19 protein-coding genes are annotated in these 17,769 nt (G+C 72.7%); 6 read left to right on the forward strand and 13 right to left on the reverse strand.

Annotation, left to right across the window (positions count from 1 at the left end):
* Positions 1-80: 80 nt before the first annotated feature.
* The 3 genes from AB0878_RS03525 to AB0878_RS03535 form a co-directional block, all read right to left on the reverse strand.
* Positions 81-1,232: a serine hydrolase domain-containing protein gene (locus tag AB0878_RS03525; protein WP_366576116.1), complete on the reverse strand. Its 1,152-nt coding sequence runs from the start codon at positions 1,230-1,232 to the stop codon at positions 81-83.
* 181 nt (positions 1,233-1,413) lie between these two features.
* Positions 1,414-2,034: a hypothetical protein gene (locus tag AB0878_RS03530; protein WP_366576118.1), complete on the reverse strand. Its 621-nt coding sequence runs from the start codon at positions 2,032-2,034 to the stop codon at positions 1,414-1,416.
* A gap of 107 nt (positions 2,035-2,141) precedes the next feature.
* Positions 2,142-3,371, reverse strand: coding sequence for a peptidase S8 (locus tag AB0878_RS03535; RefSeq protein WP_366576120.1), 1,230 nt, complete (start codon positions 3,369-3,371; stop codon positions 2,142-2,144).
* A 235-nt stretch (positions 3,372-3,606) separates the two neighbouring features.
* On the opposite strand from AB0878_RS03535, the gene AB0878_RS03540 reads away from it, so the two are divergent.
* From AB0878_RS03540 to AB0878_RS03550, 3 genes are all read left to right on the forward strand, one after another.
* On the forward strand, positions 3,607-5,688 hold the full coding sequence (locus tag AB0878_RS03540; protein WP_366576122.1) for a hypothetical protein: 2,082 nt from the start codon (positions 3,607-3,609) through the stop codon (positions 5,686-5,688).
* Between the two features lie 135 nt (positions 5,689-5,823).
* Positions 5,824-6,171 carry a YciI family protein gene (locus AB0878_RS03545; protein ID WP_366576124.1) on the forward strand — a complete coding sequence of 116 codons (348 nt, stop codon included), beginning with the start codon at positions 5,824-5,826 and terminating at the stop codon, positions 6,169-6,171.
* A complete protein-coding gene (locus AB0878_RS03550) occupies positions 6,168-7,391 on the forward strand; it encodes a sigma-70 family RNA polymerase sigma factor (RefSeq protein WP_366576981.1) in 1,224 nt (407 codons plus the stop codon). The genes AB0878_RS03545 and AB0878_RS03550 overlap by 4 nt, the downstream gene beginning before the upstream one ends.
* A gap of 176 nt (positions 7,392-7,567) precedes the next feature.
* Here AB0878_RS03550 and AB0878_RS03555 read toward each other — a convergent pair whose 3' ends face one another.
* The gene (locus AB0878_RS03555; protein ID WP_366576125.1) at positions 7,568-8,557 is read right to left on the reverse strand and encodes a nucleoside-diphosphate kinase; all 990 of its coding nucleotides are present in this window, start codon (positions 8,555-8,557) and stop codon (positions 7,568-7,570) included.
* Positions 8,558-8,649: 92 nt separating this feature from the next.
* On the opposite strand from AB0878_RS03555, the gene AB0878_RS03560 reads away from it, so the two are divergent.
* Complete coding sequence (locus AB0878_RS03560; RefSeq protein ID WP_366576127.1) at positions 8,650-9,729, forward strand: GDSL-type esterase/lipase family protein; 1,080 nt, start codon at positions 8,650-8,652, stop codon at positions 9,727-9,729.
* Between the two features lie 12 nt (positions 9,730-9,741).
* Here AB0878_RS03560 and AB0878_RS03565 read toward each other — a convergent pair whose 3' ends face one another.
* Genes AB0878_RS03565 through AB0878_RS03575 form a run of 3 tightly spaced genes read right to left on the reverse strand, consistent with a single transcriptional unit; the run spans position 9,742 to position 11,090 of the window.
* Positions 9,742-10,041 (reverse strand): hypothetical protein, encoded by a 300-nt coding sequence (locus AB0878_RS03565; RefSeq protein WP_360601482.1) that lies wholly within the window; start codon positions 10,039-10,041, stop codon positions 9,742-9,744.
* A complete protein-coding gene (locus AB0878_RS03570; RefSeq protein WP_360601484.1) occupies positions 10,028-10,255 on the reverse strand; it encodes a hypothetical protein in 228 nt (75 codons plus the stop codon). Before AB0878_RS03570 ends, AB0878_RS03565 begins: the two co-directional genes overlap by 14 nt.
* 37 nt (positions 10,256-10,292) lie before the next feature.
* On the reverse strand, positions 10,293-11,090 hold the full coding sequence (locus AB0878_RS03575) for a class I SAM-dependent methyltransferase (RefSeq protein WP_366576130.1): 798 nt from the start codon (positions 11,088-11,090) through the stop codon (positions 10,293-10,295).
* Between the two features lie 56 nt (positions 11,091-11,146).
* Between AB0878_RS03575 and AB0878_RS03580 the strand changes: the two genes are divergently transcribed.
* A complete protein-coding gene (locus tag AB0878_RS03580; RefSeq protein ID WP_366576131.1) occupies positions 11,147-11,821 on the forward strand; it encodes a helix-turn-helix domain-containing protein in 675 nt (224 codons plus the stop codon).
* A 46-nt stretch (positions 11,822-11,867) separates the two neighbouring features.
* On the opposite strand, the gene AB0878_RS03585 is transcribed toward AB0878_RS03580, so the two are convergent.
* From AB0878_RS03585 to AB0878_RS03600, 4 genes are read right to left on the reverse strand one after another with little or no spacing between them, the layout of a single operon-like run.
* Positions 11,868-12,320 carry an Lrp/AsnC family transcriptional regulator gene (locus tag AB0878_RS03585; RefSeq protein ID WP_009078207.1) on the reverse strand — a complete coding sequence of 151 codons (453 nt, stop codon included), beginning with the start codon at positions 12,318-12,320 and terminating at the stop codon, positions 11,868-11,870.
* A complete protein-coding gene (locus AB0878_RS03590; RefSeq protein ID WP_366576133.1) occupies positions 12,317-13,459 on the reverse strand; it encodes a Xaa-Pro peptidase family protein in 1,143 nt (380 codons plus the stop codon). The genes AB0878_RS03585 and AB0878_RS03590 overlap by 4 nt, the downstream gene beginning before the upstream one ends.
* Before the next feature lie 36 nt (positions 13,460-13,495).
* Positions 13,496-14,107, reverse strand: a complete 612-nt coding sequence (locus AB0878_RS03595; RefSeq protein WP_366576135.1) for a CPBP family intramembrane glutamic endopeptidase — start codon at positions 14,105-14,107, stop codon at positions 13,496-13,498.
* Positions 14,107-14,994 (reverse strand): NAD(P)H-binding protein, encoded by an 888-nt coding sequence (locus AB0878_RS03600; protein WP_366576136.1) that lies wholly within the window; start codon positions 14,992-14,994, stop codon positions 14,107-14,109. The genes AB0878_RS03595 and AB0878_RS03600 overlap by 1 nt, the downstream gene beginning before the upstream one ends.
* Positions 14,995-15,106: 112 nt before the next feature.
* Here AB0878_RS03600 and AB0878_RS03605 point away from each other — a divergent pair, with 112 nt between their 5' ends.
* Entirely contained in the window at positions 15,107-16,057 is a 951-nt protein-coding gene (locus AB0878_RS03605; protein WP_366576138.1) for a 5'-3' exonuclease, read from the forward strand.
* Between the two features lie 7 nt (positions 16,058-16,064).
* Here AB0878_RS03605 and AB0878_RS03610 read toward each other — a convergent pair whose 3' ends face one another.
* Complete coding sequence (locus tag AB0878_RS03610) at positions 16,065-17,282, reverse strand: GNAT family N-acetyltransferase (RefSeq protein ID WP_366576140.1); 1,218 nt, start codon at positions 17,280-17,282, stop codon at positions 16,065-16,067.
* Positions 17,283-17,323: 41 nt separating this feature from the next.
* Entirely contained in the window at positions 17,324-17,731 is a 408-nt protein-coding gene (locus tag AB0878_RS03615) for a DUF4333 domain-containing protein (RefSeq protein ID WP_366576142.1), read from the reverse strand.
* Between the last annotated feature and the right edge of the window lie 38 nt (positions 17,732-17,769).

A 17,769-nucleotide genomic window follows, 5' to 3' on the forward strand; every position in this document is an offset into this window, starting at 1 on the left:
CGTTACGGCTCCGGTCGAGCGTTCCAGACCATCACCTGGCCCACGTGCCGCCGGCAATCCGGATGACGCCCGACCCGCCGCTACCCCTCCGCGAGCAGTACCCCGACAGCCAGTTCGAACACCTCGCGCAGCTGTCCGAACAGTGGTGGGCCGGTCGTCGGGGTGATCTGGGCCGTGGTGGAGACCGCGACGCCGCCGCGGGCGTCCGGGGTGGCGGCGGTGAACTGGGTGTAGCCGAGGGTGTTGCCGGTGTGGCCGTAGACGCGGCCGTAGCGGGTGTCGTAGCGGAAGAGGGCCAGGCCGGCCGCGTTGGTGCCCGGGCCGGGTGGTTCGGAGCCGCCCGGGCGGAAGGCGAGCCGGGCGGCGCGGTCGGGCAGGGTGGTGCCGACGTAGCCGCGGATGAAGCGGACCAGGTCGGCGGGGGTGGAGACCACGCCGCCGGAGGCCCAGCTCCAGCCGGCGGCGACGGCGGTCGTCACGTCTTCGGGCGGGCCCGCGACGGTGGTGTCGTAGCCGTGCAGCGCGGGTTCCGGCAGGTCCGGACCAGAAGGGAGGGTCGTGTCGCGCAGGCCCAGCGGCTGCAGCACACGTTGCCGGAGCACGTCCTCGTAGCGGCGGCCGGTGACGGCTTCGCACATCAGCGCGACGAGGATGTTGTCGGAGTTCGAATACGCGTAGCGGCCGCCCGGGCGGAACAGCAGATCGGGATCCACGGCGTACGAAAGCAATTCCCGCGGCGGCGGCGGATTCTGCAGATTCGCGACCAGCGCGTCGCGGAATTCGGTGGTGCCGCTGAAATCGGGGATGCCGCTGGTGTGCCCGAGCAGCTGCCGCAACGTCACCGCCGACCACTTGCGGGGCATCCCGCGCACGGTCCGGCCCACGGCGGTGTCGAGCGAGAGCCGGCCGCTGCTCACGAGGGAGAGCGCTGTCGCGCCGCTGAACGCCTTGGCCACGCTCGCGACCCGCATGTGGTCGTCCGCGCGTGGGGAGCGGCGGGCGCCGAGCCGGGGAACTCCCGCCGTGTAGAGGGAAGTACCTGACCCGCGGCCGATCGCGACGACGACGGCCGGCGGCCCGTGCGGGCTCTCGTGCAGCCGCCGGATCGCCGCGCGCAGCGAGTCCTCCACGCGGGGGCGTCCGGTGGCCGTGGCCGGGCCGGCCGTCCACACGAGACCGCCCGCGGCGGCGAGGGTGGCTTGGGCGAGAATCGCGCGCCTGGACATCACCATCGCACCACGGTAACCGCGGGAAATGCGCAGCCCTAACGTTTCTTGGTCGCCCGGAAATGGGCACGACGGAGAATCGTTCCCCCATCCGCCGGTGCGCATTCCGCGCATTCACTTCACCGGCGGTGAATCACGGGCCGGGCCGGCGGTGCGCTTCCCCGCGCACCGGCGGCCCGGACACCGCTCACGCCATCTCGGGCACGTTCAGGTGCGCGATGGCGAGGTCGAACTCGCGGACGTCGAGCCGTTCGGCGCCCGCTTCCCGCAAAGTGGCCGCGCGCAGCGAGTTGGCCTTCTCGGCGGTACGGCCGAGCGCCTCGGCGCTGTCGTAGCCGATCGAGGCCACGCACCGGCCGCTCGTGCGGTCGACCAGCAGGCTCGCGCTGCAGAACCCGTCGAACTCGGCGAGCGCGGGCAGCGTGGTCATCTTGAACACGTCGACGGCGGCGTCCACGTTCCCGGGATCCACCTTCATCCACGTGCCCCGCACCGCGGCCCCGGCACCGGAATGGTGATCACGGTGCAGCAGCGCGATCTCCCACTCCTCCACCTGCGGCGGCCCGCCGAACATCTCGGCGACCTGCTGCCGGAGCACGCTCATCGCCTGCGCGCTCTCGTGCATGAACTCGGCCGAGCGCCACGCCGTGGTCACGATCGTGCGGCTGTCCTTGCGGCCCACGAGCATCGACAGTCCCACGTTGCCCTCGGTCGCCAGCGCCGCGGGCATCACGTTGTCACGCACGTGCGCGACCGCGTCGTCCAGCGACGCCGGCTTCAGCTGGATCGTCGTGGTGCGAGCGAACACGATCCACCTCCCGCCGGTCGTGGCGGCGCCCCGGTGACGCCACCGGTCCCCCCACCCTCCCCCTGGGCGCGGCGGGTCACAACGCCACGAATTTCACGGCGCCCCGGTCAGAAAGCGGCCGTGCCGTTCGGCGTGCCGAGACCGGTCGGGCCGTCGTAGCCCGAGCCGGCGGTGCAGAGGTACGAACCACCGCACGAGCCGTTGCTGCCGGAGGTCACGTCGAACAGGCCGCCTGGGTGCGCGTACGGCCGCGCGCCGGCCGTGACGCCGCTGCCGGCCAGCGCGTACACCGACGCGACGACGGGCGAGGACAGGCTCGTGCCGCCGACCTGCACCCAGCCGTCGGCGCCCTGCGCGAGCCCGAGCGTGAGCAGCAGGTCGCACAACGCCCCGCCGCCGCAGCTGTTGTACGTGTCGTACACGCCGAGCCCGGTCTTCGGGTCGGCCACCGCGGCCACGTCGGCGACGGTCCGCTTCGCGCACGCGGTGTCGTGCTGCCACTCCGGTTTCGGCTCGAGCGCGGAGCACCCGCTGCCGCTGCCCGACCACGCCGTTTCCGCCCAGCCACGTGAAGTGCCGGCGGCCTTGGTCAGGGTCGTGCCGCCGACCGCCGTGACATACGGGGAGGACGCGGGCCAGCTCACGCCGTAGCCGGCATCGCCGGACGACGCGGTGATGGCGATGCCGGGGTGGTCGAGGTGGGTGTCGGCGGCGGTGATCGTCGGGTCCTCGACGCCGCCGTAGCTGTTGGAGATCGCCACGACGCCGGGCGTCGCGGCAGCCGTGTCGACGGCCGTCATCAGTGGGTCGGTGTCCGGGGAATCGGCCTCCACCAACAGGATGCGGCAGTCGGGGCAGGTCGCGGAGACGGCGTCGAGATCGAGGCTGATCTCCTCCGCCCAGCCGTAGTCCGGTGCCGGCAGCGGGCTCGCCGCCCCGTGCTGGTTCACCTTGCGGAAGCAGCCGTCGGCCGACGTGCACGGCGCCAGCCCCCGCGCGGCGCGGTAGGTCGCGAGGTCGCTCTCGGCGGTCGGTGCGTCCATGGCGTCGACGATGGCGACGGTGCGGCCGTTCGCGTGCCGGCCGCCGAGGTCGTAGGCGGCCTGGATCTCGGCCGGTCCGTAGCCGACCGGCGTCGACGCGACCAACGGTCCCGGCCCGTCCGGCGACTTGATCGCCTTGCCCAGGCAGTGCAGGCGGGCCTGCGCGCACCCGAAGTCGACGAAGCCGCCGGCCAGCAGCGGAGCGGCGTTCGCCGCGGTCGTGGTGGAAGCCGCCAGCGGAACGGCCAGCGCCACCGCCACGAGCACCCGGGCCAAGTTCCTGAGTCGCGACACAACGGCCTCCCTCGATCACGCTGAGACAGCGCGAATGGTCGCATGTAACTCGTTCCGGGTCACCCGTCCGAATGAGGGAAAGTTCCACACCGTTGTTTCCGCCTGGCCCGCCCTCGGCCGTATTGGTCCAGACAACTGTTACCAAGGCGTGACGTCCGGGTCACCGACCGGCGGTTACTTTGTCGTGACTTGCAACAAATCCGTGTCTGTGAATCACCGACGGAGGTGTCGCGGCGTGAACCGGACCTTGGACCGCAGCTCCCCATCCCGCACCTCGCGATGGCGCCGGGCACTGGCCACCGCCGCGCTCCTGGCGGGGGCCGGGCTGGTCGCCGCTCCCCCGGCCTCGGCCGCCGGCGACTACACCCAGGCCGCGGCGTCGGCCGGCGCGCAGCAGGTGCAGCTCACCTTCACCCCGGCGAGCCCGGCGCGCTACGTCGACGTGCACTACACCGGTGTGCCCGGCGCCGGGCAGCAGAACGTGCGCATGACCGAGGGCGGCGGCACCTGGCGCACCACCGTCGGCGGGCTCGGCAGCGGCAGCGTGCTCGACTACTGGTTCACCTACGAGAAGAACGGGCCTCAGTTCGACACCCCGCACTTCACGTTCACCCAGGGCGGCGGCACGCAGGCCGGCTGCCCGGCGCAGCCCGACGTCCCCGACTTCGGGCCGAACGTGCGGATCTTCGACCCGGGCATGTCCGCCGCGTCGATCCAGGCGCAGCTCGACGCCGATTTCAACGCCCAGAAGGACACGCAGACCGCGCAGTTCGCCGACCGCCGCGTGGCACACCTGTTCAAGCCCGGCACCTACGCCGTGCACGATGACGTCGGCTTCTACACCTCCGTTGCCGGGCTCGGGCGCAACCCCGACGACGTGACGATCAACGGCGACATCACCGTCGACGCGTTCAACGCCTCCGACCAGGGCGTGGCGCTGCAGAACTTCTGGCGCTCGGCCGAGAACATGGCCGTGAACCCCTCCAGCGGCAACGACCGGTGGGCCGTGGCGCAGGCCGCACCGTTCCGGCGGATGGACATCCGCGGCGGGCTGCAGCTCTACCCGGCCGGCTTCGGCTTCGCCAGCGGCGGCTACGTGGCCGACACGCGCGTGTCCGGGCAGACCGCGTCGATCTCGCAGCAGCAGTGGTACACCCGCGACTCCGCGTTCGGCAGCTGGGACGGCGGCGTGTGGAACATGGTCTTCTCCGGCACCACCGGCGCGCCGGCGAACACGTTCCCGAACCCGCCTGAGACGACGCTGGCCACCACGCCCGTCTCGCGCGACGTGCCCTATCTCTACCTCGACGGTGGCAACTACCGCGTGTTCCTGCCCGCCCTGCGCACCAACGCGTCGGGCCCGAGCTGGGCCGGCGGCTCCACGCCGGGGACGTCGCTGCCGATGAGCCAGTTCCGCGTGGTCAAGCCCGGTGACACCGCGGCGTCGATCAACAGCTCCCTGGCCGCCGGCTGCAATCTGTTCTTCACCCCCGGCGTGTACCACCTCGACCAGACGCTGAACGTCACGCGCGCCGACACCGTCGTGCTCGGCATCGGTTACCCGACGCTGGTGCCCGACAACGGGGTCGACGCCATGCACGTCGCCGACGTCGACGGCGTGCGGGTGAAGGGCCTGCTCTTCGACGCGGGCACCACGAACTCGCAGTCGCTGCTGACCGTCGGCACGGCCGGGTCGCACGTCGACCACTCGGCGGACCCGACGACGCTGCAGGACGTGTTCTTCCGCGTCGGCGGTGAGCTCGCCGGCAAGGCCACCACGAGCCTGGTCGTGAACAGCGACGACACGATCGTCGACCACACGTGGGCCTGGCGCGCCGACCACGGCAACCCCGGAACGGTCGGCTGGACCACGAACACCGCTGATACCGGTGTGCTCGTCAACGGCGACGACGTGCTCGCGACCGGCCTGTTCGTGGAGCACTACCAGAAGTACCAGGTGATCTGGAACGGCCAGCGCGGGCGGACGATCTTCTTCCAGAACGAGATGCCCTACGACGTGCCGGACCAGGCGTCGTGGAACGCGCCCTCGGGCGTCGCCGGGTACGCGGCCTACAAGGTCGGGGCGAACGTGACCTCGCACGAGGCGTGGGGCCTGGGCAGCTACTGCTTCTTCGACACCAACCCCGCCGTGTCGAGCTACCACGCGTTCGAGGTGCCGACCGCGCCCGGCGTGCGGTTGCACAGCCTGCTCACGGTGTCGCTGAACACCCGGGGCAGCATCACGCACGTCGTCAACGACACCGGCGCGGCGACTCCGTCCGGCACGGTGCCGGTGAACGTGGTCAGCTACCCGTAGCGGCGCGCGACGGGTACGAGGGCTCTTCGCCGGCGTCGCTCCGGCGAAGAGCCCTTTGTCGTCGGCAGATGCCGGCGGTGTCGAAACGCCCTTCGGCCGTTCGTGTAACGGGTGACGAGAGGGAAGGATCGAGCCATGAAGCAGTACCTGCTCAGCGTCTACCAGCCCGACGGACCCACGCCGTCGGCCGCACAGCTCGACCGGATCGTGGACCGGCTGGACGCGCTCAACGCCGAGATGAAGGCCGCCGGCGCGTGGGTCTTCTCCGGTGGCCTGCACGCGCCGGGTTCGGCGACGGTCGTACGCGCCAAGGACGGTGACCTGCTGATGACCGACGGCCCGTTCACCGAGGGCAAGGAGCACCTGGGCGGGTTCACGATCGTGCGCGCGCCGGACCTCGACGCCGCGCTCGGCTGGGCCGGGCGGCTCGCGGAGATCACCACGCTGCCGGTGGAGGTCCGGCCGTTCCAGGGCGAGGCCTGAGCGTGTCCACTGTGGACGCGCTGGACCGGGTGTTCCGCGCCGAGTACGGGCGGACCGTGGCGGTGCTGGTGAAGGTGTTCGGCGACGTCGACGTCGCCGAGGAAGCGGTGCAGGAGGCCTTCGCGGTGGCCGCGAGCCGCTGGCCGGCCGACGGGCTGCCGCCGAGTCCCGCGGGCTGGCTCGTGACCACGGCTCGCCGCCGGGCGCTGGATCGCCTGCGCCGCGAGGCCTCGCGCGCCGACCGGCACGCGCAAGCCGCCCTTCTGCACGCCGGCCCGGAACCGGTCGAGGAGGGCCCGGTGCGTGACGAACGGCTCCGCCTCGTTTTCACCTGCTGCCACCCGGCGCTCGCCCAGCACGCCCGCGTCGCGCTCACCCTGCGGCTGCTGGGCGGCCTGACGACGGCCGAGATCGCCCACGCGTTCCTCGTGCCGGAACCCACGATGGCGCAGCGCATCTCCCGCGCCAAGGCCAAGATCCGCGACGCCGGCATCCCCTACCGCGTTCCCGCCGACGCCGACCTGCCCGCCCGTCTCGGCGCCGTGCTGGCCGTGGTGTACCTGGTTTTCACCGAGGGCCACACGGCGACGTCCGGTGCGTCGCTGGACCGCCCCGACCTCGCGGCGGAGGCGATCCGGCTGGGACGAGTGCTGGCTTCGCTGATGCCCGACGAGCCCGAGGTGCTGGGGTTGCTGGCGCTGATGCTGCTGGTCGAGGCACGCCGTCCTGCCCGCACGGGTCCCGGCGGCGCGGTGGTGCTGCTGCCCGAGCAGGACCGGGGCCGGTGGGATCGTGCGCTGGTTTCCGAGGGGCAGGACCTCGTGCGCCGCTGCCTGCGCCGCGACCGGCCCGGACCGTACCAGCTGCAGGCCGCGATCAACGCCGTCCACAGCGACGCGGCCACCGCCGGCGAGACCGACTGGGGGCAGATCGTGCAGCTGTACGACCACCTGCTGCTCCTGACGCCGACGCCCGTGGTGGCGCTGCATCGTGCGGTGGCCGTCGCGGAGGTCGACGGGCCCGAGCCGGCACTGGCTCTGGTGGACGCCCTGGATCTGGACGGCTACCACCTGCGGCACGCCGTCCGGGCCGACCTGCTGGCACGCGCGGGCCGTCGCGGCGAGGCGGTGGCCGCGTACGACCGGGCAGTGGAGCTCACGGAGAACGCCGCCGAACGGGCCCTGCTGGAACGCAAACGAGCCGGCGTCGCCGAGAACTAGGCGCACGCCAACGCCGACCGCGGCGGGTCGACGAGCGCTCCGGTCGCGCCGATACCGGCGGACGGCTTCAGATCGAGTCCACAGCGCAGCACCGAAGTCGACGCTGCTCAGCGGCCGGAGCGCGCACCGCATGAGCGGTACCGACCGCGCCGGTGCGACCGAGCGCTTCCGGTTCGCTAGGCGTGGCGGACCGCATGCAGGGCGGCTCGGCGCCAGACCGCGGCCGTCATCGGGGCCACGAGCGGGCGGGCGCCCGGCACCGTCATCGGGTAGAGGTCGGCCGCGGCGACCGTGATGTCCCAGGCCGGCAGGGCGAGCTGGTGGGCCCAGGTGGCCTCGACGATGGTGCGGATGGCCTCGTCGCCGCCGGTCGTCAGCGCCGGGGCCAGGGCCGCGCGGGCGGCGGGGGTGAGGGTGTGACCGGCGAGGAGGCGTTCGGCTTCGCGGCGGAGGCGGGTTTTCGCGGCCGGGACGGAGAGGTCGTGGGCGGGGCTGTCGGCGTAGACGTCGCGGGCGAGGTCGCGCACGAGGGCCTGGCGGTCGGCGCCGGCGAGGACCTGTTCGACGAGCTCGGCGCGGGCGTCGGCGGTGCAGTAGATGCCGAGGTCGCGCACCACGTCGGCGGGGTCTCCTGCGGGGTGGACGAGGTTGAGCAGCGCGTAGCGGCCGAGTTCGGTGCGCAGGCGCCCCGGTTCGCGGGCGGCGGGGTCGCTCGGGCCGACGAGCTCGGTGAGGCGGACCGGCACCGGCAGGTCCGCGAGCGGGCCCTGGTCCCCGGCGGGAGCGACGACCAGCAGCAGCGAGTCGGTGCAGCCGGCGCAGTGGTCGGCGATGCGGCGCAGCTGCGGGGTGGCCGTGTTCCACTGGAAGTACCACAGCGCCCGCAGCGTCACCGGGGTGAGCCGCACGCGGCGGGCGCCGACGACGCGGAAGCCGTTGTCGGCGAGCCAGTCCATTGTGGACATGATGCGGCGGGCGGCGATCGCGTCGGGTTTGAGCAGCAGCAGGCCGTGGCCGCTCGCGAAGCGTCCGACGTCGCCGGTGAGGGCGCGCAGGTGCTCGAGCGACTCCTGGAAGTAGGTGTCGGCCGCGTAGCGGGCGCGCTTGTCCGCGTCGCGGGTCAAGGCCTCGTGCGGCCGCTGTCCGTCCTTCTCGTGCCCGTTCATGGCATCCGCTCCCTTCCGGGTGGTGACCAATGTCCCAGTGCGGGACCGGGGAAAACCCCAGAGCCGGGTGCGCTCGCTAGACTCGGGCGGCGATGCGACGATTCCGGTGGTGGTGGGGAGCCCTGGTGCTCGCCTGCGTGGCTGTGCTCGCGGGCTTCTTCGCGTTCTCCGGCCCCGGGCTCAAACCCGGCCAGCCGCTGCCGCGCAAAGGGCCGCCCGGCACGGGCCCGCTGACGGTGGTCGCGATCGGCGACAGCACCGTGTCCGGTGAAGGCGCCGGCGCGTACACCCCCGACACCGACGGCCGCAACGGCGACTGGTGCCACCGGTCGGCCAACGCGTTCGTGCAGAAGGTCCGCATTCCGGACGTCACGGCGCGGGTGAACCTGGCGTGTTCGGGGGCGCCGGCGGAGCAGGTGTCGCTGGGTGGCGTGAAGCAATGGGGTGAGCCGTCGCAGGCGCAGCAGCTGGCCGCGGTGGTGAAGAACCACCGGGTGGCCGCCGTGGTGATCGCGATCGGCGCCAACGACGACCCGAAGTTCTCCACGCAGGTGTCCGACTGCTTCAAGGCGTGGTTCACAGTGGGCGCGCCGTCGTGCAACGTGGCGCTGCGGCAGACGTGGAAGTCCAAAGTGGACGCGATGGTGCCGAAGGTGGTCAACGCCGTCGGTGATGTGAAGAAGGTGCTGGCGCAGGCGGGTTACGTGCCGGCCGACTACCAGCTCGTGCTGCAGTCCTACGCCACGCCCGTGGCCACCGACGTCCCGCCGGGGTTGCAGAACCTCAACGGCTGCCCGTTCCGCACCGACGACCTGCAGTGGATCTCGACCACGGGCATCACCACGCTCTCGGCGGGTCTGAAACAGGCCGCCGTGCAGTCCGGCGCGCGGTTCCTGGACCTGGCGCGCGCGGGTGAGCACCACGAGGCGTGCAGCGGCGGGGCGAACCCGGCTTCGGAGTGGTTCACGCGTCTCACGCTGCACCTGAGCGATCTGGGCCAGGCGGACCGGGCACAGCACGCACTGCAGGAGTCGTTCCACCCCAACGCCGCGGGGCACGCCGCGATCGCCGACTGCCTGTCGGAGTTCCTTGCCGGGCGCGACGGCAACGCCGCGTGCCTGTCCGGGCCCGACGGCAAGCTCCACGCCGTGCCCGAGGTCGCCAACCGCTGACCCGGCCCCGCTCTAGAGGTCGAGCGCGGCCCGCAGTGCGACGTCGATCTGTTCCTGCACTTCCTGGTCGATCTCGGCGATCCGCTCGTCGAACCACGGCCGGTACAGCCGCGTCAGGTTGAGCGTGGACACCCAGTACCGCGCGTCGATCGCGACGCCCAGGATGTCCTGCGGGTCGCGGTCGAGCAGTTCGGTGCCGAGCAGCCAGGGCCGCTCGGACTCGTTCACCCCGTCCGACGACAGGAGCACCACGGTGCGTTCCCGCGCCGGTTCGGTCGGGGGGTGGTACGTCCAGACTTCACCCCTGCGCACGCATGTCCTTTTCCGCCGCCGTCCGTTCCACCTCGTCCGCCTCGGCCGCCGGCGCGGTCGGCGCCTGCTGCGGGGTGTAGCCCGTGCGCACCGCCTCCCGCCGGGCCGCCTTGGACAACCAGGACGAGACCGAGATCCCGTGCGCTTTCGCAGCTCGTTCGGCGAACTCGAGCGCACCACTGTCGAGAGAAAGGGTGACCTTACGTGTTGCCATACCTTTTATCGTACCAGTGGTCGGGCCCGCAGGTGGTTCACGCGATCGCGACGGCCTGCACCACCCGCAGCCTGCCGTCGGCCAGGCCCCGGGTGAGGTTGGCGGCCTTCGCCGCGAAGCCTGGCACGAAGATGTGCAGGCCGAGCGGGTTCGGCGGCTGCGCCAGCACGGCCCGCATGACCCCGGCGGCGGTCTCGGTGAGGTCGGTCCAGTGCGCCACGGTGAAGCCGGCCGATGCCACCATCTCACGCAGCGCGTCGGGGCCGGCGAGGTGGCTGTGGGCGGGTTCGTCGGCCCAGGGCAGCGGGTAGTCGAGCGGCTCGGCGGTGCCCGCGGTGACGTCCCAGATCGCCAGGCGCCCGCCTGGGGCGAGAACGCGGTGGGCTTCACGGTAGAGCGCGGGTTTGTCGGCGACGTTCATCTGGACGTGCTGGCTGAACACCACCGTGAACGCGGCGTCGGGAAAGGGCAGGTCGGTGACGTCGCCGTGGCGGACGTCGATCGCGGGCAGGCCGACGAGGTCGTCGAGCCACCGCGCGGTGGCGCAGTACTCGGCGGTCAGATCGACGGTGCTGACGCGGCAGCCGTGGCGGTCGGCGAGGAAGCGGGACGTGCCGCCGATGCCACTGCCGGCGTCGAGTACCGCATCGGCCGCGGTCACGGCCGCCAAGTCGGCCAGCGCACCCGTGGCGAGACGGCCCATGGTGTGGAAGTCCTCGAGCGTGGCGAGGTCCGCGGGCGCGAGGTGGTCGAGGTCCTTGCCTGCGGCCACGAGCGCCTGCTCGATGGCGGCTCGGGACAGGCCGGTCGCGTAGTGGGTGTCGATGTCGGTCATGAGCCCGCCTTCCCCAGCAACAGTATCTCAAAGATAGTATCTGTAAGATAGCTTACGTGGAGACGGAAAGCCGGACCTACGGCCACTACTGCCTGCTCGCCCAGAGCCTGGACCGGCTCGGTGATCGCTGGACGCTGCTGATCGTGCGCGATCTGGTGCACGGCCCGCGCCGCTTCACCGATCTCGTGGCCGCGCTCGGTGGCATCACCCCCACCACGCTGACCCGGCGGCTGAAGGAGCTGGACCGCGACGGCATTGTCACCGCCGATCGCGAACCGGGCCGGCGCGAGGTCTGGTACCGCCTGACCGCGGCCGGGCAGGATCTCGTGCCGACGCTGGAGCAGCTGGCGCTGTGGGGCCTGCGCAACGCACCGCGACCGCCGGCGCCCGGTGAGTCGACGCATCCGGAGCACCTGCTGTGGGCGGTGCGGATCATGCTCGACGACGTCGGTGCCGTGATCGAGCCCGCGCGCTGGCTGGTGCGCGTGGACGAGAGTTTCGTGCTCGCCTTCGACGGCGTGCGCTGGACGTTGAACCGAGGCGAAACCGCCGGCCCGGACGTCACCGTAACGGCCACCCGGGAGGCGCTGGCGAAGTTCCTGACCGGTCCGCCCGCGGCCCGTGAAGGCGGGTTCGACGGCGTTTCGCTGGCCGGCGAGCCGGCCGCGGTCCGCACGATGCTCGACACGATCGCGGTGTTCCCCCTGGGCCGAGACCAGACGGCCCGGTGAGTGGTGCTGCCCCGCCGTCACAGCGGCGGGACAGCACCACTCGGGATCACAACGTCGGTGAACGCCCCTCGAACGGCGTCGACAGCACCACCGTCGTGCGGGTCGAGACCTTCGCCGCCTCCCGGATGCGGCGCAGCAGGTCCTCCAGCCCGAGCGGGGAGGCGACCCGCACGAGCAGGATGTACGACTCGTCGCCGGCGACCGAGTAGCAGGACTCGATCTCCGTGATGTGCTGGATGCGCTGCGGGTAGTCGTCGGGGGCGGCCGGGTCGTTGGGGGTGAGCGAGATCAGCGCGGTGAGCGGGAGGCCGATCTGCTCGCCGTCGAGGCGGGCGGTGTAGCCGAGGATCACGCCGCGCTGTTCGAGCCGCCGCACGCGCTGGTGCACGGCCGACACGGACAGCCCCACGCGTTCGGCGAGGTCGGTGAAGCTGCGCCGGCCGTCGGCGGCGAGCTCCTGCACGATGGCCTGGTCGAGTGGCTCGAGGGGGCCGCTCATGCGTCGAGCACGACGAGGTCGTGCGGCCGCGTGTTCACGGCCTCGACGCCGGTCTCGGTGACCACGACGATGTCCTCGATGCGGGCGCCCCAGCGGCCCGGCTGGTAGATGCCCGGCTCGACGCTGAACGCCATGCCCGGCTCCAGCGCCAGGGTGTTGCCGGCGATGATGTAGGGCTCCTCGTGCACGTCGAGGCCGATGCCGTGGCCGGTGCGGTGGATGAAGAACTCGCCGAAGCCCGCGGCGTCGATCACCTCGCGCGCGGCGGCGTCGATGGACTCGGCGGTGGCGCCGGGGCGCACGGCGTCGACCGCGGCCTGCTGGGCCTGCTGCAGCACCGCGTAGGTGGCGGCCACGTCGGCGTCGCGGGGTTCGCCGACCGCGTAGGTGCGGGTGGAGTCGGAGTTGTAGCCCTCGGGCAGCGGGCCGCCGATGTCGACCACGACCACGTCGCCGCGTTCGATCACGCGGTCGGAGACGTCGTGGTGGGGGCTGGCGCCGTTGGGGCCGGAGCCGACGATCACGAAGTCGGCCATCGTGTGGCCTTCCTCGACGATCGCGGCGGCGATGTCGGCGCCCACCTCGGCCTCGGTGCGGCCGGCGCGCAGCCACTCGCCCACGCGGGCGTGCACGCGGTCGATCGCGGCACCCGCGGCGCGCAGCGCGGCGATCTCGGCGGCATCCTTGCGCATCCGCAGCTCGCGCACGACGGGACCGGCCAGGGTCTGCTCGGCGTCGCCGAGCGCGGCGCGCAGGGCGAGCACGTGCAGCGCCGGGGTGAAGTCGCTGACGGCGACACGGCGGGCCTTGCCGAGCCGGTCGGCCACGAGCCGGTAGGCGTCGTCGCCGTCGACCCAGGTGAGGACCTCGACACCGAGCTCGGCGGTGGGCACGTCGGCGTAACCGGGGGCCTCCAGCTTGGGCACGACGAGCGCGGGCACGCCGTCGGCGGGCACCACGAGAGTGGTGAGGCGCTCGAACGAGCCGCCCGCCTGGCCGAGCAGGTAGCGCAGGTCGGAGCCGGGGGCGATGAGCAGGGCGTCGGTGTCCGCGGCGGCGGCCGCTTTCGCTGCGCGGTCGAGGCGGGCGCGAAGCGCGGCGGCGTCCGGGGCGGGCGTGTGGAGGGATCGGCGCGACATGCGGCTGAGCCTAGTACCGGCCCGCGCGGGCACCCGTCACCCGGGCGGGGCCGGAGTTTCGAACAGCGGCGGCAACGCCGTGAGCATCAACGCGGACCAGACCACATGGGTCAGCAGCGGCGCCTGGATGCCACCGGTGGCGCGCCGTTGCAGCCCGAACAGGGTCCCCATCACGATCGACGCAAGCACCAGCGCCGGGTTGCGGGTGGCCACGGTGGACAGTGCGTAGACCGCCGTCGAGGTCGCCACCGGCGCACGGGTCACGGAGCTCTGCAGGGAGCCGCGGAAGAAGACCTCCTCGGCGGCGCCGGTGATCAGCGTCGTCGCGTAGACGGCGGGCCCGGAACCGCGGTGGGCGTAGGCGAGCACGCCGGCGATCGCCCGCGACAACGGCGGGATGCGCCGGGCGACGAGCGCGCCGCCGTAGAACACGCCGAACGCGCCCACGGCGACCGCCACCGGCCCCGCGACCGGATGGCACGAGGTGCCCCGCGGGGGCGGTCCCGCCGCCAGGCCACCCGCGATCCAGGTGGCGGCGACGGCGCCCGTGCGGCCGTGGAAGCGGGCCGAACCGGGTGGCGTCGAGAGCGACCAGCCGAGCAGGCCGGTGCCGGCCGCGGTGACCAGCCCGAGCAGCGAGCGCCGCATCACGCCGCCCGCACGCGTTCGGCCAGCGCCGCCAGCGCCGCGGAGTCGAAGTCCATGGGTTCGAACGGTACGACTTCGCGGATCGCCGGGTCGCGCACGACCACCTCGTTGGCCATGGAGTCGATGAGCGTGCGGCCGGTGGCCACGTCGACGTCGGTCACCAGCGCGAGCCAGTACGACGACAGGCGCGGTGAGAGCAGCGGCACGGGCACGATCAGCGGGCGGCGCCCCTCGATGCGGGCCAGCCGGCGGAGCATGTCCAGGTAGGCCAGCTGTTCGCTGCCGCCGATCTCGAAGGTGCGGCCTTCCGCGGCCGGCGCGTCGAGCACGCCGACGAGGTAGCGCACGACGTCGGCGATCGCGATCGGCTGGGCGCGGGTGGCGGCCCAGCGCGGGGTGATCATCGCGGGCAGGTGCTCCACGAGCTGGCGGGTGATCTCCCACGAGATGCCGCCGTGGCCGACCACGATGCCGGCGCGCAGCACGGTCACGGGCACGCCGGTGCCGGCGAGCAGGTACTCGACCTGACGGCGGCTGCGCAGGTGGGCGGACAGGTCGTCGGAGTCGTCGCCGAGGCCGCCGAGGTAGACGATGCGGCCGGTCCCGGCGGCGCGCGCGGCGAGGGCGAAGGCGCGGGCCGCGGCGGCGTCGCGGCGTTCGAAATCGCGGGCGTCGAGGGCGTGCACCAGGTAGTAGGCGGCGTCGACCTCCGCGAGGGCCGTTGCCAGGGAGCGGCTGTCCTCGACGTCGCCGTGCACGGCGGTGCCCGCCCCGTGGTAGTTCGCCGGGTTGCGGGTCATCGCCCGCACGTCGTGGCCCCCTTCGGCCAGCGCCTCGGCGAGACGGCTCCCGACGAACCCGGACGCCCCGGTGACCAGTACCCGCACGCGGCACTCCCCCTTCTCCCTGTTTCCCGCGGGGGTACCCGGGACGGGCCGGTGGAAACCGGGCGGCGCGTCAGGCGGGGTGGTGTGCGGGTGGACGTGGCAGGCTGGGCGCGTGACCGGACCACTCGCCCTCCTCGACTCCGCGAGCCTGTACTTCCGCTCGTACTACGCGCTGCCCGACTCGATGACCGCGCCCGACGGGACGCCGGTCAACGCCGTGCGCGGGTTCACCGACACGCTCGCGCGCATCCTCACCGACCGGCGCCCGTCACGGCTGGTGGCGTGCCTGGACGCGGACTGGCGGCCGAAGTTCCGCACCGACCTGCTGCCCAGCTACAAGGCGCACCGGGTCGCCGTGCCGGGGCACGGCGAGGGTGAGGCCGACGTGGAGGAGGTGCCCGACACGCTCACGCCGCAGGTGCCGATGATCCTCGACGTACTGGCGGCATTCGGGTTCGCCACAGCGGAGGCGGCAGGCTACGAGGCCGACGACGTGATCGGCGCGCTGGCCACCCACGAGCAGGACGCGCCGGTCGAGGTCATCACCGGTGACCGTGACCTTTTCCAGCTCGTGCGTGCGACGCCGACGCCGACGTCGGTGGTGTACGTGGGCAAGGGCTGGGCGAAGGCCGAGGTGCTGGGGCAGGCCGAGATCGCCGAGCGGTACGGCGTGCCGGCCGACCACGCGGGCCCCGCCTACGCCGACATGTCCGCGCTGCGGGGTGACCCGTCCGACGGGCTGCCGGGCGTCGCCGGGATCGGTGAGAAGACTGCGGCGAAGCTCATCACGCAGTTCGGGTCGCTGGAGGAGCTGATCGCGGCCTCGCAGTCGGGTGACTCGCGGCTGCCGCTGAAGACGCGGCTGCGCCTCAAGGACGCGGCCGACTACCTCGCCGTGGCCCCCACCGTGGTGCGGGTGGCCGTGGACGCGCCGGTGGTGCAGTCCGGTTCGGACGCCGTGCCGGTGAGCCCCGCCGACCCGGACCGGGTCGCGGAGCTCGCCGAGCAGTGGAACCTGGGCCGCTCGGTCGAACGGCTGCTGGCGGCGCTGCCGAAGGCGTGAGCGCGGCTCAGAAGTACGTGCCGCACCACGGCCGCGTGTCGGTGGCGAAGAGCATGTCGGCGCGGTCGAGTGCCGCCGGGTCGACCGCGGTGATCCGGCCGGCCTGCGCGAGCGTCGAGGCCCGCCACTCGCCGAGGTAGAGCATCGCCAGGCTGTCGGCGTCGAGGCGCAGGTCCGCGTCGGCTTCGGTGCGCTCGGCGCCGTCCGGACCGACGCGGTAGCGGCCGCGGTTGGCCGGCAGCAGCCGATCGTCCACTTCGAACACGACGGGTTCACTCGGGCCGTAGGTGCGGGCGGTGAGCGCGCCGGCGACGTCGACCAGCCGCAGCCACAGGTCGTCTTCGATCTCGGTGGTGCGGGCGCGGCGCGGGTCGGTGAGCAGCACGGACAGCGGCTCGTCGACCGGACGGAAGCGGGAGGTGACGGTGGCGACGAGGTCGATGGAGAGCAGGAACCGCCACAGCGCGTTGATCGCCTCCGGGGTCGCGCCGTGCACGTCGCGGACCTCCAGCAGCACACCGTGTTCGGGGTCGGCGGCAGTGGACTGGTCCACGCTCTTGAACATCGCGAACGCGTCGTCCGCACCGTTCGGTCCGGTGTGGACGGCCACGCGGTACCCGCCTTCGCGGCTCAGACGGCGGTTGAGGACGACGGGCCACCAGACGTCGGGGCGGGCGATCATGCCCGGCCGGTGCAGCCCGATCCGTTGGTACAGCGCGGGAAGCTGCGCGCGGGCCTCGTCGGCGTCGAGCAGCCGGACGGCGCCGCCGGCTTCGGCGCCTTCGCGCAGCCGCGCGGGGTGGTCGATTCGGACGGTGGCTCCGGAGGTGGCGATGCCGTAGCCGAAGCGGCCGTAGATCACGGCTTCGCTGGCGTGCAGGCAGGCCAGCGTGGTGCCGCGTTCGGCGAGGTCGTTCAGCTGCGCGGTCATGAGTGCGGTGACGACGCCGCGGCGGGTCCAGTCGGCGCGCACGCCGACGCCGTCGACCGCCGTGGCGGGCAGGACCGCGCCGCCGGGGACGGCGATCGTGGTGGCGAACCCGCTGGTGATCCCGATCGGACGGTCGTCGGCGAACGCAGCGAACTTGCCGGGCCCGGCCCAGGAATCGCCGATCTGCGCCCACGTCTCGTCCGAGACCACGGGGCTGTGCAGTGCTTGCCCGAGCAGGTCGAAGGTGGGCCGGCGCTCGTCGTCGGTGATCGGGCGTACCACGAAGTCGGTCATGGCGCGATCCAACCAAGCCCGCGCCGCGGGTGCCACGCGTTTTATTTCGGGGCGTCGACGGTGTAGTCGCCCGCGGTGCCGGTGACGGTGATGGGCACGTGTTTCTGCTCGCCCGCGATGTCGACGACGCACTGGAAGGTGGAGCCGTCGGTCACGGCCTGGCGGTCGGGGCAGCTGACCTCGCCGACACCGTCGATCTTGTAGGTGTCGGCGAGGATCTTGGCGACGGCGGCGTCCATGGCTTTCGCGTCGAACACGCGGCCGGGCCCGGTGGCCGACGCCGGCGTCGCACCCGAGCTCCCCGGCGAGGTGCCGGAGGGTGCCGTGGCGGACGGTGTGACCGTGACGGTCTTGACGGGCGCGGCCGGGTCGGGCTTGGTCGAGCAGCCGGTGGCGAGCAGCATTCCGAGACCGCACAGCCCCAGCACCAGCATCAGCACGGCGCGCATTCCCGCTCCTGTCCCCCGATGCCCGGTTCAGGGCCCTT

Origin of the sequence: Amycolatopsis sp. NPDC047767 (genome assembly GCF_040704195.1) — a bacterium.
Classification (GTDB): Bacteria; Actinomycetota; Actinomycetes; order Mycobacteriales; family Pseudonocardiaceae; genus Amycolatopsis.

Coding starts and splice junctions, on each gene's coding strand:
- AB0878_RS03525 (WP_366576116.1), bottom strand. CDS start 1,232: ATGGTGATGTCCAGGCGCGCGATTCTCGCCCAAGCCACCCTCGCCGCC.
- AB0878_RS03545 (WP_366576124.1), top strand. CDS start 5,824: ATGAAGCAGTACCTGCTCAGCGTCTACCAGCCCGACGGACCCACGCCG.
- AB0878_RS03555 (WP_366576125.1), bottom strand. CDS start 8,557: ATGAACGGGCACGAGAAGGACGGACAGCGGCCGCACGAGGCCTTGACC.
- AB0878_RS03560 (WP_366576127.1), top strand. CDS start 8,650: ATGCGACGATTCCGGTGGTGGTGGGGAGCCCTGGTGCTCGCCTGCGTG.
- AB0878_RS03570 (WP_360601484.1), bottom strand. CDS start 10,255: ATGGCAACACGTAAGGTCACCCTTTCTCTCGACAGTGGTGCGCTCGAG.
- AB0878_RS03575 (WP_366576130.1), bottom strand. CDS start 11,090: ATGACCGACATCGACACCCACTACGCGACCGGCCTGTCCCGAGCCGCC.
- AB0878_RS03585 (WP_009078207.1), bottom strand. CDS start 12,320: ATGAGCGGCCCCCTCGAGCCACTCGACCAGGCCATCGTGCAGGAGCTC.
- AB0878_RS03590 (WP_366576133.1), bottom strand. CDS start 13,459: ATGTCGCGCCGATCCCTCCACACGCCCGCCCCGGACGCCGCCGCGCTT.
- AB0878_RS03595 (WP_366576135.1), bottom strand. CDS start 14,107: ATGCGGCGCTCGCTGCTCGGGCTGGTCACCGCGGCCGGCACCGGCCTG.
- AB0878_RS03610 (WP_366576140.1), bottom strand. CDS start 17,282: ATGACCGACTTCGTGGTACGCCCGATCACCGACGACGAGCGCCGGCCC.
- AB0878_RS03615 (WP_366576142.1), bottom strand. CDS start 17,731: ATGCGCGCCGTGCTGATGCTGGTGCTGGGGCTGTGCGGTCTCGGAATG.